11 protein-coding genes are annotated in these 12,807 nt (G+C 67.1%); 4 read left to right on the plus strand and 7 right to left on the minus strand.

Annotated elements, in window-relative coordinates:
- Positions 1–49 precede the first annotated feature (49 nt).
- Positions 50–1,081: a zinc-dependent alcohol dehydrogenase family protein gene (locus J7I79_RS06670; protein ID WP_214951605.1), complete on the minus strand. Its 1,032-nt coding sequence runs from the start codon at positions 1,079–1,081 to the stop codon at positions 50–52.
- Positions 1,082–1,145: 64 nt separating this feature from the next.
- Complete coding sequence (locus J7I79_RS06675) at positions 1,146–1,505, minus strand: carboxymuconolactone decarboxylase family protein (protein ID WP_214951607.1); 360 nt, start codon at positions 1,503–1,505, stop codon at positions 1,146–1,148.
- A gap of 232 nt (positions 1,506–1,737) precedes the next feature.
- Between J7I79_RS06675 and J7I79_RS06680 the strand changes: the two genes are divergently transcribed.
- Positions 1,738–2,130: a cupin domain-containing protein gene (locus J7I79_RS06680; protein ID WP_251042480.1), complete on the plus strand. Its 393-nt coding sequence runs from the start codon at positions 1,738–1,740 to the stop codon at positions 2,128–2,130.
- 135 nt (positions 2,131–2,265) lie between these two features.
- Positions 2,266–4,047 carry an HNH endonuclease signature motif containing protein gene (locus tag J7I79_RS06685; RefSeq protein WP_214951609.1) on the plus strand — a complete coding sequence of 594 codons (1,782 nt, stop codon included), beginning with the start codon at positions 2,266–2,268 and terminating at the stop codon, positions 4,045–4,047.
- A gap of 226 nt (positions 4,048–4,273) precedes the next feature.
- Here the strand turns inward: J7I79_RS06685 and J7I79_RS06690 are convergent, their stop codons facing one another.
- Complete coding sequence (locus J7I79_RS06690; RefSeq protein WP_214951611.1) at positions 4,274–5,161, minus strand: helix-turn-helix transcriptional regulator; 888 nt, start codon at positions 5,159–5,161, stop codon at positions 4,274–4,276.
- A 228-nt stretch (positions 5,162–5,389) separates the two neighbouring features.
- On the opposite strand from J7I79_RS06690, the gene J7I79_RS06695 reads away from it, so the two are divergent.
- Complete coding sequence (locus J7I79_RS06695; protein WP_214951613.1) at positions 5,390–6,781, plus strand: MFS transporter; 1,392 nt, start codon at positions 5,390–5,392, stop codon at positions 6,779–6,781.
- Positions 6,782–6,884: 103 nt separating this feature from the next.
- Here the strand turns inward: J7I79_RS06695 and J7I79_RS06700 are convergent, their stop codons facing one another.
- The 4 genes from J7I79_RS06700 to J7I79_RS06715 all read right to left on the minus strand — a co-directional run bounded on the left by J7I79_RS06700 (position 6,885) and on the right by J7I79_RS06715 (position 12,032).
- A complete protein-coding gene (locus J7I79_RS06700) occupies positions 6,885–8,198 on the minus strand; it encodes an aspartate aminotransferase family protein (protein WP_214951615.1) in 1,314 nt (437 codons plus the stop codon).
- A 236-nt stretch (positions 8,199–8,434) separates the two neighbouring features.
- Positions 8,435–8,794 carry a VOC family protein gene (locus tag J7I79_RS06705; protein ID WP_214951617.1) on the minus strand — a complete coding sequence of 120 codons (360 nt, stop codon included), beginning with the start codon at positions 8,792–8,794 and terminating at the stop codon, positions 8,435–8,437.
- 147 nt (positions 8,795–8,941) lie between these two features.
- Positions 8,942–10,585: an amidohydrolase gene (locus J7I79_RS06710; RefSeq protein WP_214951619.1), complete on the minus strand. Its 1,644-nt coding sequence runs from the start codon at positions 10,583–10,585 to the stop codon at positions 8,942–8,944.
- Positions 10,575–12,032, minus strand: a complete 1,458-nt coding sequence (locus J7I79_RS06715) for an APC family permease (protein ID WP_214951621.1) — start codon at positions 12,030–12,032, stop codon at positions 10,575–10,577. Before J7I79_RS06715 ends, J7I79_RS06710 begins: the two co-directional genes overlap by 11 nt.
- A gap of 155 nt (positions 12,033–12,187) precedes the next feature.
- On the opposite strand from J7I79_RS06715, the gene J7I79_RS06720 reads away from it, so the two are divergent.
- Positions 12,188–12,796, plus strand: a complete 609-nt coding sequence (locus tag J7I79_RS06720; protein ID WP_214951623.1) for a TetR/AcrR family transcriptional regulator — start codon at positions 12,188–12,190, stop codon at positions 12,794–12,796.
- Positions 12,797–12,807: the final 11 nt, after the last annotated feature.

Consider the following 12,807-nt stretch of genomic DNA (forward strand, 5'->3'; position numbering starts at 1 on the left):
ATTTTTCTCCAATGTTCGGTGAGGGATTCGTTTGGTTGGGTGGAAAGTCTTAGGTACGGATGAGCACTTTGAGTGCTGTGCGGTCCGCCATTGCCCGGTAGCCGGCGGGGACCTCGTCGAGGGCAACAGTATGGTCAAACATCTTGCCGGGCTGGATTGTTCCCGAGAGGATGTCCGGCATAAGTTCTTCGATGTGGGCCCGGGCCGGGGCCACGCCGCCGGTCAGGGTGATATTGCGCATCACGGTGCCGAAATTCATGGGCACATCCGTGTACTGGGCGGCTCCCACCCTACCAACGGCGCCGCCGTCGCGCACGGCGGCGATCGCAGTGTTGATGGCATCCTGCGTCCCGACGCACTCCAGCACCGTGTGGGTCCCATCGCCGCCCGTGAGTTCGCGGATTCGTTCGATTCCTTCGTCCCCGCGTTCGGTAATGATGTCCGTGGCACCGAATTCGAGTCCCAGGTCCGTGCGGTCCTTGTGCCGACCCATGAGCAGGATCCGCTCGGCGCCGAGGCGCTTGGCTGCGATCACAGCGGACAGGCCGACCGCGCCGTCGCCGATCACCGTCACGGTGGTGCGCGGGTTCACTCCGGCCGTGACGGCGGCGTGGTGTCCCGTGCAGAGCACGTCGGAGAGGGTGAGCAGGGCGGGCAGCAGCGGGGAGTCCTCGCCCACGGGCAGCTTGACCAGCGTGCCCTGCGCCTGGGGGACGCGCACGGCTTCGCCCTGGCCGCCGTCGAGGTCGTGGCCCCACTGGCCGCCGTGGCGGCAGGACGTCTGCAGCCCCTCCCGGCAGAAGTCGCAGGTGTTGTCGGACCACACGAATGGCGCCACAACGACGTCGCCGCGCTTGAAACCCTGGACCGCGGAGCCGAGGTCCTCGATGACGCCGAGGAATTCGTGGCCCATGCGCCGGCCGTGGTCCGATGCCGGGAGGGAGGCGTAGGGCCAGAGGTCGCTGCCGCACACGCAGGACAGGACAACCCGCACCACGGCATCTGTCGGTTCCTTGATCGCAGCGTCGGGCACGTTTTCCACGCGCACGTCGCCAGCGCCGTACATGATTGTTGCTCGCATGAGAATCCTTTTAGCGATGGATGTGTGGATGTAACGGGGTTGATGTAGTGGTGGCCGGGGCCGCTCAGCCGGCGTGCGCCGTCGTCGGCTGTTCAGTCGTCGGTTGCTCTGCAAGGACCTCCTTGAGCGCCGTTATCGCGCTCATGGCGTTCGGCCAGCCGGCGTAAAACGCAAGGTGGGTGATCAATTCGACCAGTTCATCCCGGGTGACGCCATTGGCGAGTGCCAGGCGCAGGTGGGAGGGCAGCTGGCCGGTCCGGTACAGCGCGGTCAGCGCTGCGACGGTGACGAGGCTGCGGTCGCGGGGCGAGAGGCCGGGCCGTTCCCAGACGTCGCCGAACAGCACATCGTCGGTGAGCTGGACGAGTTTGGGTGCGACGTCGCCGATGAGCCGCTGCGCCGGCGAAGGGGTCTCAGTTGCCATGGTGGTGCTCCTTAGGATGTTTTCGGTGCTTATCCAGAAAACCGCGTTCCCTACGCGCGGGGAAGGTTCTGTTGATACAGGTACCAACAGGGCCTCCCTCCGGCTACGGAAGGCTTCTAGGGTTGAATGCGTGGAATGCGCCGCCCACCGGGCGCCACCGCGCCGCCCACGGGGCGCGCAATCCAGCCAAACGCGTTACTGCAATGCGCAATCCAGCAACAGAGGAGACCAGTTGGAAATCCAGCCGAAGACGCCAAGCAACAAAGGGCCGGCGGAGATGTTCACCGGCGACGTCTGGTTCGACGTGATCGCCAAGGGCGAGGACCCCTCGCAGCTGCGCGTGAACATGGTCCGTTTCTCACCGGGCGCCCACACCGCTTGGCATTCGCACGCGAACGGCCAGACCCTGCATGTGACCGAAGGCCGCGGCCTGGTCCAGTCCCGCGGCGGCGAGGTCATCGAGATCCGTCCCGGCGACACCATCTACACGCCGCCGGGCGAAGAGCACTGGCACGGCGCCGCCCCGGGCCACTTCATGTGCCACCTTGCCATGTGGGAAGCCTTGGGCGAAGGCCAGGAGGGACCGGAAACCGCGTGGGCCGAGCACGTGGACCGCGCGGAGTAGGGTTCGCTGACGGACTTGGCCTGGCTCGAAACGGTCTCGGGTTCGCCCTTCGTTAGCGGGGCCGGCGGCGGCTGGCGGTTTCCCCTGCCAGGTCCGCAGGCCTTTAATGTCTGCCCCCTTTGGCAGAGTTATCCTATGGAAGCCATGGGGGATCTTGCAGCAGGAGGGGCGTTGCGGTGGGCGGGCCTGCCCACTGATGCTGCTGCTGTTCAGCCCCCTCCGGCTGTGCGCGGCCGGGGCCTGCGCAGTGTCCCCGCGGTGCACCAGTATCCGGATACTTTAGCGTCCGACGGCGGCGGGTCCGGTGATCTGGCGCGGTGCCTTGAGCTGCTCGGGACCTTGAGTTCGACGGCGGTCGACGACTCGGCGCTGTTGACCTTCCGTGAGGCTGCTGACTTTGCCGACAATGTCGAGGAAGTCTCCCGGGCCGTCGATTATCTGCAGATCGTTGCGGCCGGGGCCGTGGAGCGTACCCGCCGGGAAACCGCAGTGGCTGCGCGCTCGGCGGCAGTCGGCTCAGGCTCGGGCTCGGGCTCGGCCATCGGATGGGGCGCAGATACTGCTGTAGCCTTCCAAGCTCCACGTCCAGCCGAATCTGAGCTGGCTGATGACGGGTACAAGAACGCCACCGAGTTCCTCCGCACGCGGCTCCGGATCAGCGCCGCCGAAGCCCGGCGCCGGATCAGTCTCGCCGCCGCGGTCCTGCCGCGTACCGGGTTTGCGGGCAATACGGACCCTGCGGAGCGGCCCGAACTCGGCGCCGCCGTCGCTGCCGGGACCGTCGCCTCCCGGCCTGCGAGCATCATCACTATGGCCCTGGACCGGGTCAGGCACCACGCCACCGGGGACACCACGGCCCGGATGGAACACGCCCTGACCCGCACCGCGGCCGAGTACGACACCGACTTCCTCACCCGGATCGCCCGCCGCTGGACCGACGCGATCGACCAGGACGGTTCGGAGCCTTCCGAGGAAGAACTCCGCCGCCGCCAGGGCGTGTTCCTCCGGCAGGTCACCCGGGGCCTGCAGCACATCGAAATCTTCGCGACCCCGGACCAGTACGAGCCCCTCCTGACCGTCATGAACACCGCCACCAACCCCCGCACCAGAGCCGGTACCACCGAGGGTAGTGACGCCGGCAGCGACGCCGGCAACGACGCAGACAGTGCAGTGGATAGCGGCGACGGGACCGGCGGCGGACCTGATGCCGACCTGGACCGGCGGACCCGGCCGCAGCGGCTCCTCGACGGCCTGGTCGGTGCCTGCAAAGCAGCCCTGACCACCGGAACCCTCCCCACTGCCGGCGGGCTCCGGCCGCAGGTGATGGTCACCATCGACTACCGCGACCTGCTGGACCGCCTCGAACACACCACCGCCCAGGGACCCCGCTACCGGACCGCGGCCACGGGCACCGGCACTGCTACGCCGGCCGGACCCTGGGACACGGACCACAGCAGCGAGACCACCCTCAGCCCCGGAAGCACCGGCAGCATCCCCGGCGCCGGGTCATTCGCGTTCACCGGCCCGGTCAACGCTTCCACGGTCCGGAAAATCGCCTGCGACGCCGATATCATCCCCGTCCTGCTCGGCAGCCAGGGCCGCGTCCTGGATATCGGCCGCACCACCAGGATCTTCCCGCCCCACATCCGCAAAGCCATCACCGCCCGCGACCAAGGCTGCGCCTTCCCCGGCTGCACCATCCCCGCCCCCTGGTGCGAAGCCCACCACATCACCTACTGGTCACACGGCGGACCCACCAGCACGGACAACGGCACCCTCCTCTGCTCCCATCACCACCACCTCATCCACAAGGAACAATGGACCATCCAGGTCAAAACCGGGATCCCCTGGTTCATCCCGCCACCACACATCGACCCACGGCAAAAACCACAACGGAACAACTACTTCAAGACCTGAACTACCGGCAGACGTCGGGCGCCGCCATGCACCGAACAAACAGGGGAACCCAGGTCCGGTCGGGCCGGTCGGATCGACCCGAAATCGGCAGTCCCCCCGATTGCCGAGGCTTTCTAACAGGTCGCGCATATCCCCCACGCGGCTGCACCAGGCTGTGGGGTCCGCACTATGGGTCCGCGACCTGCCTTCCGGGGTTCTTACCGTGGGGGCGTCAGCAGCGGATTGCTCAGACTGCGTCGCCAAGACGGGCCATGTCGGGGGCCAGGGTGAGGGGAAGGCGATGCAGCCGCGTGAGTGCGGCGGCGGCTTCGCTCCCTGCTTCTGCGGTGTAGGTGAGGATGCGGTGGCCGGAGTCGTCCGGCATGGTCAGGACCTCGAACCCGAGCTCCATGCACCCAAGCTGGGGATGGTTCAGTGTCTTGTGCCCTGACATGCAGTTCTCGACCGGATGTTCTGCCCACATGGTCGCGAACTCAGGGCTTTTGAGGGTCAGTTCCCCGACCAGCGCGGCGAGTTCAGTGTCGTCGGCGAACCGTCCGGAGAGCAGCCGCAGGGACGCGACGGCACGGGAAGCCTCGGAGCGCCAGTGCGGGTAGAGGCTGCGTGTGGCTTCATCCAGGAAGAGCATTCGGGTCATGTTCGGCCGCTGGGACGCCGTGTCCGGGGCGTCGAAGTCCAGGTGCGAAGCGACCAGCCAGTGCCCGGCCCGGTTCCAGGCCAGGACTTCGGTGCGCTTGCCCAGCACTACCGACGGAACACTGCCCATGGAATCGACCAGGCGTTTCGTTCCGGGCCGCACTTGGTCCGGCCGGTTCCTAGTGGTCTTGGGTAGGCGGCGTTTGATGCCGGAGAGGTCGGAGAGGTGTTTTCTTTCGACCTCGGTGAGGGCCAGGGCCTGGGCGAGGGAGTTGATGATCGCGTCGGAGGCGTTGACGTGCTGGCCCTGTTCCAGCCGGGCGTAGTAGGTCACGCTCATCCCGGCCAGCATGGCCACTTCCTCACGCCGCAGCCCGGGAACACGGCGGGTGCCGTAATCCATCAGCCCGACGTCAGCCGGGCTCAGGGCGGCCCGTCGTTTGCGGAGGAAGTCGCCCATCGCTGCTGGTTGGTTCATACCTGTGAGTATTCACGAACATCCCCAGACGCGGGTAGCACTGCCAGTGCTACCCACAACACGGCGTGGCTGTTCCCGCCTGGCGTCGGCAGGCTGGAGGGGAAAACCCGCCCACCCACTCAGTGATTGGACACTTCCGCGATGACAACGCACGACACCACCCCTTTCCCCCAGGTTGAAGCACTACAAGCACCGCCCACACCGCCGGCTGAACAAAGTTCTGTCCGGATGACCGCGCGGCAGCGGATGATCATGGCGCTGCTGCTGACGGCCAGTTTCACCCTCGCGGTCGACTTCTCCATCCTGAACGTCGCTTTGCCCCGGATCGGGGCTGACGTTGGTTTCTCTTTGAACCACTTGCAATGGATCGCCACGTCCTTCGCGCTCTGCGCGGCCGGGTTCACCCTGTTCTTCGGCCGGGTCGCTGACCTGTTCGGCCGCAAACGGCTCTTCATCGCCGGCATGGCGCTGCTCGGGATTGGCTCGCTCGTCGGCGGCCTCGCCACCGACCCCGGTGTGCTGCTGGCCGCCCGTGTGGCCCAGGGCCTGGCCACCGCCGCCGTCACGCCGGCCGCGCTGTCGCTGCTCACCACTTCCTTCCCGGAAGGGCCGCTGCGGGATAAGGCCCTAGGTTTGAATGGTTCTTTGATGGCCGCTGGATTCACTGCCGGTGCGATCCTCGGTGGGCTGCTCACCGACCTGCTGTCCTGGCGGTGGGCATTCTTCATCAACGTCCCCATCGCCTTATTCGTCCTCATCCTTGCCCCGAAACTACTGACGGAGTCCGCCCGCGGGAACCGGACGAAACTGGATGTGCCCGGAGCGTTCACTGTGACCGTTGCCCTTCTGCTGCTCGTCTTCGGGCTGACCACCGCCGGCGAAAAGGGCTGGGCCGAACCGCTGGCGTGGGGACCGCTGGCAGCGGGCCTGATCCTGTTCGTGCTCTTTTTCTTCATCGAGAAGAACACGGCGCATGCGCTGGTGCCCGTTACCATCCTGCGGCGGAACAATATCGCCTGGGGCAACATCGCCGGGATACTGGCGTTCGCCACCGAAACGTCCCTGGTGTTCGTCCTGACCCTCTACCTTCAGCAGGTCCTCGGCTACACGCCGCTCGGGGCCGGGCTGGCCTTCGCCGTTCTCGGCATCGGCACCGTCGCCGGCGGGATCATCGCCCCGAAGCTCATCGGCAAACTAGGCAGCAGGAACACCATCATCGCCGGCCTCATCATCCAGGCAGCCGCCACCGGATCCCTCCTCTTCATCAACACAGGCCAGGCCTCACTGATCCTCGTGCTGCTCGCCACGTTCGTCGGCGGCGTCGCGAACCTCGCCGCCATTGTCGGCTTTATGGTCACCGCCACCACCGGTCTCCCCGACACCGAACAGGGCCTTGCCACCGGGCTAACGACCATGAGCCAGCAAATCGGCATCACCATGGGGATCCCCCTCATGAGCACCATCATCGCCGCGTCCCTGGTCCACGGTGGCAACGGTAGTGCACCGGATCAGATACTGCACTCGGTGCTGCCGGCCATCGGGCTCAACGCCGCTCTCTGCCTGACGGCGGCAGTCCTGGTCGCGCTGTTCCTTCGCCGTCACGCCCGCGTCACGGACTAAACCCTTCCCAACGGTGACGTCCGGACGGCCAAGGCAAACGGCGCATCGTGATTCTGCTCGATCGACTGGACCTGGCTGGGCATGACGTTCGCGGCGTTCCGCTTTAGCTCAGGAAGGCGTCGGATTCCGCCAGTGCCTCGTCCAGGATAGCCAGGCCCGCTGCGGCGTCGGAGTCGTTCACGTTGAGGGGAGGTGCGACATGGACGCGGTTGCCCAGGGTCAGCGGCAACAAGCCACGGCTCAGGCACGCCTTAGTGAAGGACACGATTGGCGCATTCGCCGCACCAGCGGCCCCTATCGGCACGAGCGGCTCTTTGGTCAGCCGGTTGCGGACCAGTTCGACGGTCCAGAGGCCGCCGATGCCACGAACGTCGCCGACGGACTCGTGCTTCCCGGCAAGTTCCCTGAGCACTGGCCCCAGGATGTCCGTGCCGAGGCGGGCAGCTGCCGCGACTGTGCCCTCCTCGCGCATCGCGCTGATGGCGGCGACCGCTGCTGCGCAGGCGAGCGGGTGGCCGCTGTACGTCAATCCCGCCGGGTAGGGGCGTTTGGTGAACATCTCGTAGATTGCGTCGCCGACCAGCACGCCGCCCAGCGGCACGTACCCGGAATTCACGCCTTTCGCGAACGCCAGCAGGTCCGGTGCCACGCCATCGTGGTCGACGCCGAACCAGGCTCCCGTCCGGCCGAAGCCGACCATGACCTCGTCGGCGATGTAGACGATGCCGTGACGGTCACACAGCTCGCGGACCCCGCGCAGGTAGCCGGCCGGTGGCACGATGACCCCCGAGCTGCCGGTCACCGATTCCAGGACCAGGCCGGCGATCGTCGACGGGCCTTCCAGGAGGATCACCTGCTCGAGATGAGCGAGCGCCCGCTCGGATTCTTCCTCCGGAGTCCTCGATCCGAACACCGATCTGTACAGGAAAGGCCCGAAGAAGTGGACGGCGCCCGCCGCGCCGGTGTCCGAGGCCCAGCGGCGCGGGTCGCCGGTGAGGTGGATCGAGGTCGATGTCGAGCCATGGTAGGAGCGGTACGCGGCCAGCACTTTCGGTCGTCCTGTGTAAAGGCGCGCCATCCGGACCGCATGCTCGATGGCCTCCGTTCCACCGTTGGTGAAAAGCACGTGCCCAAGGCCCTCCGGCGAGACCTCCACAATCAGCCGCGCCGCTTCGCCCCGGACATCGGACGCGTGGGCTGGGGCGAGCGTGCAGAGACGGTCGGCCTGCTCCTTGATCGCGGCCACGATGCGCGGATGCTGGTGACCAAGGTTGGTGAACACCAGCTGCGAGCTGAAGTCCAGGTAGCGCCGTCCGTTGGCGTCGATGACGTAGCTCCCGGCGCCGCCGACAAAGGTTGGCACGTCCCGCGGCCCCTGAACAACCCAGGGATGGAAGACCAGTTCGTCGAGATTCATGACCAACCCCCGCGCTTCAGTGCCGAGCTTTTCACCTATACTGCTTCACCTTGGCACCGTCACCGGGCAGCGTCCATAGCATCTGGGCTCCTGACGACGGCCGAGACCCAAGCGTCCCGTACACGCACCATGTCGTGAGCCACATGGTGGACCACAAAGCCCTCTACGTCCCTCGACGGTCTCCTGCACGTCGGGAACTGAAAACGAAGGGAGCCAGTGAACCCGTTCGGACCCGTCTAGCTCAGGCAGAGGCAGAACGGGTGGCCGGCCGGGTCGAGGAACACACGGAAGGTTGTGCCGGGCTGCGTCTCCGCTTTGGTGGCTCCCAGCTTGATGGCCTCTTTCTCCCCGTCGTTCAGGTCCTGCACCACCAGGTCCAGGTGCATCTGCTGTGGGTGGGACTGGCCGGGCCATTCGGGCGCCTGGTAGCCGTCCACCTGCTGGAACGAAATGCAGTTGCTGCCGTCGTCGGGCCGGATCTCGGTCCAGTCGCCGTCATCCTTCACGTTCCAGCCGAGAAGGGCGCCGTAAAACGCCGCAAGGGCTCCGGCGTCGGGGCAGTCGATGACGAGGGTGGGGAAGCGCGCGATAGTCATACGGGCATGCTACCGGCGGAAGGTGAGCCTGTCCCTAAGATTCGAGGGAATAGTCCACAGCGGTTTTCTTCGACTTGGGCTAACGCCGTTCAGCCGCTTGACCGCGGGCCGCAGCCCGCGGTCAAGCCGCCGGGGCCCGGCGCGCACCTACCGGGCTGACCCCACCGCGAGGTGCTGCACCCGTCCGTCCACAAACGTCGCCAACGCCTGCGCGGCGGCCAGGTCATCCGGGGCAACCGACAGCGGATCGACGTCGAACACCGTGAAATCCGCGCGCTTGCCGACGGTGATGGACCCGGAGACCGCCCACTCCCCCGCAGCCCTCGCAGCGTGCGAGGTGTAGCCTTCGAGCGCCTGCAAAGCAGTGAGGGCCTGGCCCGGAACGACCGGGTGTTCGTCCCGGTGGCCGGACCGCCGTCGCAATTGCGCGTCCGCCAGGATGGGCAGCGGTTCGAACGGGGCGATCGGCCAGTCGGAGCCGAGCCCCAGGGTGGTTCCCGCCGCGCGGAGGTCCGCGCACCGCCAGGCATTGTTGGCCCGTTCCGTTCCGAGCCGGGTGGACCAGTTGTCCGTCTGGTCGGCGCGGGAGTAGTGGGTGCAGTGCGTCGGTTGCATGCTCGCCACCAGGCCCGCCCGGGAGAACCGCTCAATGAGGGCGTCCGGGACGGTTTCGAGGTGTTCGATCCGGTGCACGGCCTCCGGTGCAACCGGCCGCACCGCGCGATGCAGGGACTCGAAGGCGTCCAGGACTGCGGCCACTCCGGCGTCGCCGATCGCGTGTGTGGCCGTGGGAATCCCGCGGCCGGCGAAGTACCGCACCGCGGCGGCGTACTCCTCGGGGCGGGGCCAGAACGGGGCCACGGACTCTCCGTAGGCGTCGGGCTCGAACAGCCACGCCGTGCCGTTGTCCACCGTTCCGTCAACGAACAGCTTGATGCCGGCCACCTCCCAGCGCCGTCCGCCGAGTCCTATCTGCCCCGCGAGCCGGCGCCAGTCTTCCTCGCCGCTGCCGGGCATGCACCACGGTGAGATCCGCAGGCGCAGCGGGAGGCCGCCGTCCATTTCATCCTCGAGGGCGCGGTAGAGCTCCAGTGAGCCCTCCCCGCAATCCATCACGTGCGCTCCCGTCAGCCCGGACCGCGCGAACTGCGTGAAGAGTTCCGCCAGCCTCGCCTTCCGCTCGTCGAAGGACTCCGCCGGCATCCGCTGCGCCACGAGCTCGACGGCGGCGGCCTCCAGCAGGAGCCCGGTGGGCCTGCCGCTGGGGTCGCAAACGACTTCCGACGCCTGGTCGAACGCCCGCGGTCCGGCGACCCCCGCCAGTTCGAGGGCTCGGGAACTGGCCAGGGCGGAATGCCCGTCGAAGAGGCGGATGAGGCACGGCCGTCCGGAGACGACGTCGTCAATCAGCTCGCGGTGGGCGGCGCCGGATCCGAACGCATTGGGGTCAAGGCCCCAGCCACGCACCCAGTCCCCCGGGGGGATAGCCTCCGCTTCGGCGCGCAACAGCGCGCGCACCTCGGCAAGGTCCTTGGCGCCGGACAGGTCGCAGCCGCGGATCAGCTCCAGGCCGAAGACAGGGTGGATGTGGCAGTCCACCAGGCCGGGGGTCAGCACGGCGGCACCGAAGTCGATGACCTCCGCGGCCGGCCAGCCCTCGGCATCCGCACGGGTTCCGACGGCGGCAATCACACCGTCCTGGACGGCCACCGCCTGCGGCGCGGGGCTTCCGGGCGTCCGGTCCTCCATCGTGTGGACGGTGTCGGCCAGGATGATCACATCAGGATTCATGGGTTTCGAAGCTTCCAATCTGCGCGAAGGTCGCGGGACGGTGGCGGCGCACCCAGCGGGCGGCCAGGAGCCCGGCGATGAAGACGAGGGGCGTCACCAGGATGAGGATGGTGTTGGTCAGCGCGTCAGCGAAGGTGAGCAGCTCGATGTTCAGGCCGATCAGGAGCACCACACCGAAAAGCAGGATGGCCGAGGCCAGGCTGAGCGGCACCATCAGCTTGTGCGTTGCCGCCGCGGGATTCCGGCGCAGGTAGAGGAATGCAGCGACCGACACCAGGCCCTGGAGCCCCACGATGCCGAAGATTCCCGGCGTGTTCACCCAGATCAGCAACTGCTGGTAGGGGTCGGCGTTGAGCAGTGCGCAGATGGTGATCACCACCGCGGCCAGGACTGTCTGCAGCTGGCCGGCCCGGTGAGGGGACTGGAACCGGCGGTGGGTCCGGCCAAGGAAGGCCGGCAGCACGCCGTCGCGGGCCAGCATGTAGACGTAGCGGTTGATCGCGTTGTGGAAGGCCAGCTGCGAAGCGTAGACGCTGGTGACGATCAGGACGTACATCACGACTTCGGCCCACGGCCCCACATAGTGGTTGATGGTCTGGAAGAACATCCCGCCGGCCATTTCACCCGCGGCTTCGACGGCGCGGTCTTCGCCGTAGGCCTGGACCACAGTCCAGACGATGAAGGCGTAGAACACGGACATAAAGCCGACGGCGATGTACATGGCCCGCGGCACGGATTTGTCCGGGTTGCGGGCCTCGGAGCGGTACAGAACGGTGGACTCGAAGCCCATGAACGCGGCGAAGCAGATGCCCAGGATCGCCAGGACGCCCGGTCCGAACGCGTGCTCCGGGCTGAAGGAACCCACGCTGATCCCGTGGGCTCCGCCGCTGCTGAGGATGCCCACTCCCATCACGGCGAGGATGCCCGTCTCGGCGACCAGGAGCACGCCGAGCACCTTCGCGCCGACATCGATCCCCCGGTAGCCGAGGAACCAAACGGCTACGACGGCGGCGAGCGCGATGGCCGGCCACGGCACCTCGAGTCCGAACAGCACCTGGAACATGTCGTGGGTCTGGACCGCGAAGAGACCGTAGACGCCGATCTGGAGGCAGTTGTAGGAGACGATCGCCAGGATGGCGGAGGCCAGCCCCACGGTCTTGCCCATGGCCAGTGAAATGTACGTGTAGAAGCCGCCGGATGCCTTGACGTGGCGGGTCATGGCCATGAAGCCGATGGCGAAGAGGGTGAGCACGATGCCCGCGAGGAGGTAGCCGGCCGGGGCGCCGATGCCGCCCACTCCGATGGCTACGGGTGCCACGCCTGCCATGACGGTGAGCGGGGCTGCTGCTGAGATGACGAGGAAGGCGATGCCGCCCGTTCCCAGGGCATTGCGCTTGAGGGAGCCGTCCGCGGACGACGTCGGTGGTCTGGTTTGGGTATCCGGCACTAGTCCGTCCTTTCTTGGGAGCCCTGCTAAACGAAAGGCTTTCGTTTATTATGAAGGCGTGTGGCGCAGAGCACAATAGTTTTCCGAAAACGGCGTCGCCGGGTCCCGCCGACTAGGCTGGGCTTGACCTTCAAGAGCTGCAGTCAGGAGAACCCATGGGGCGCCCGCTCCTCCCGCTGATATCCGTGGAGGCCCTCACCACGGCCGCCTTGGAGCTGGTTGATGAGAGCGGCGACTTCAGCTTCCCGAAACTGGCGAAGAAGATCGGCGTCAGCCAGTCCTCCATCTACAACCACGTCAGCGGCCGGGACGAGATCCTGGAGCTGCTGCGGCACCGGATCATCACTGAAGAGCCGTATCCGCCCGTGGACCACAGCGACTGGGAATCGGCCCTGCGGGTCCTGATCCGCGCCTACCGGGACGCGTTCGTGCGCCACCCGCGGCTGGCGCCGCTCCTGGTCCTCCAAACAATCACTGATCCGGATGTCATCGGCCTCTACGAGGACCTCGCGCTTGCCCTGGAGGGTGCGGGATTCCGGGGACGGGACGTGGTGGCGGCCATCTCCACAATCGACAGCTTTGCCCTCGGCGCGGCCCTGGACCTGGCGGCTCCGGAAGTTATCTGGGACCCGCCGGCGGAGGGCTACCCCACGCTCAAGCGCGCGCTCGGCAATGCCGGACCGTCGGAGGAACGGGGCGGGCACGCCTTCGATTTCGGCCTGGATGTGATTATCGGCGGACTCCGGGCGAAGCTGGCGGGGTAGCGCCGCACAGG

The organism is Arthrobacter sp. ISL-69 (genome assembly GCF_018613775.1).
Taxonomy (GTDB): domain Bacteria; phylum Actinomycetota; class Actinomycetes; order Actinomycetales; family Micrococcaceae; genus Arthrobacter.

Excerpts from the sequence above, each read along its gene's own strand:
- J7I79_RS06670 (WP_214951605.1), bottom strand. The coding sequence starts at position 1,081 with ATGCGAGCAACAATCATGTACGGCGCTGGCGACGTGCGCGTGGAAAAC.
- J7I79_RS06675 (WP_214951607.1), bottom strand. The coding sequence starts at position 1,505 with ATGGCAACTGAGACCCCTTCGCCGGCGCAGCGGCTCATCGGCGACGTC.
- J7I79_RS06685 (WP_214951609.1), top strand. The coding sequence starts at position 2,266 with ATGGAAGCCATGGGGGATCTTGCAGCAGGAGGGGCGTTGCGGTGGGCG.
- J7I79_RS06690 (WP_214951611.1), bottom strand. The coding sequence starts at position 5,161 with ATGAACCAACCAGCAGCGATGGGCGACTTCCTCCGCAAACGACGGGCC.
- J7I79_RS06695 (WP_214951613.1), top strand. The coding sequence starts at position 5,390 with ATGACCGCGCGGCAGCGGATGATCATGGCGCTGCTGCTGACGGCCAGT.
- J7I79_RS06700 (WP_214951615.1), bottom strand. The coding sequence starts at position 8,198 with ATGAATCTCGACGAACTGGTCTTCCATCCCTGGGTTGTTCAGGGGCCG.
- J7I79_RS06705 (WP_214951617.1), bottom strand. The coding sequence starts at position 8,794 with ATGACTATCGCGCGCTTCCCCACCCTCGTCATCGACTGCCCCGACGCC.
- J7I79_RS06710 (WP_214951619.1), bottom strand. The coding sequence starts at position 10,585 with ATGAATCCTGATGTGATCATCCTGGCCGACACCGTCCACACGATGGAG.
- J7I79_RS06720 (WP_214951623.1), top strand. The coding sequence starts at position 12,188 with ATGGGGCGCCCGCTCCTCCCGCTGATATCCGTGGAGGCCCTCACCACG.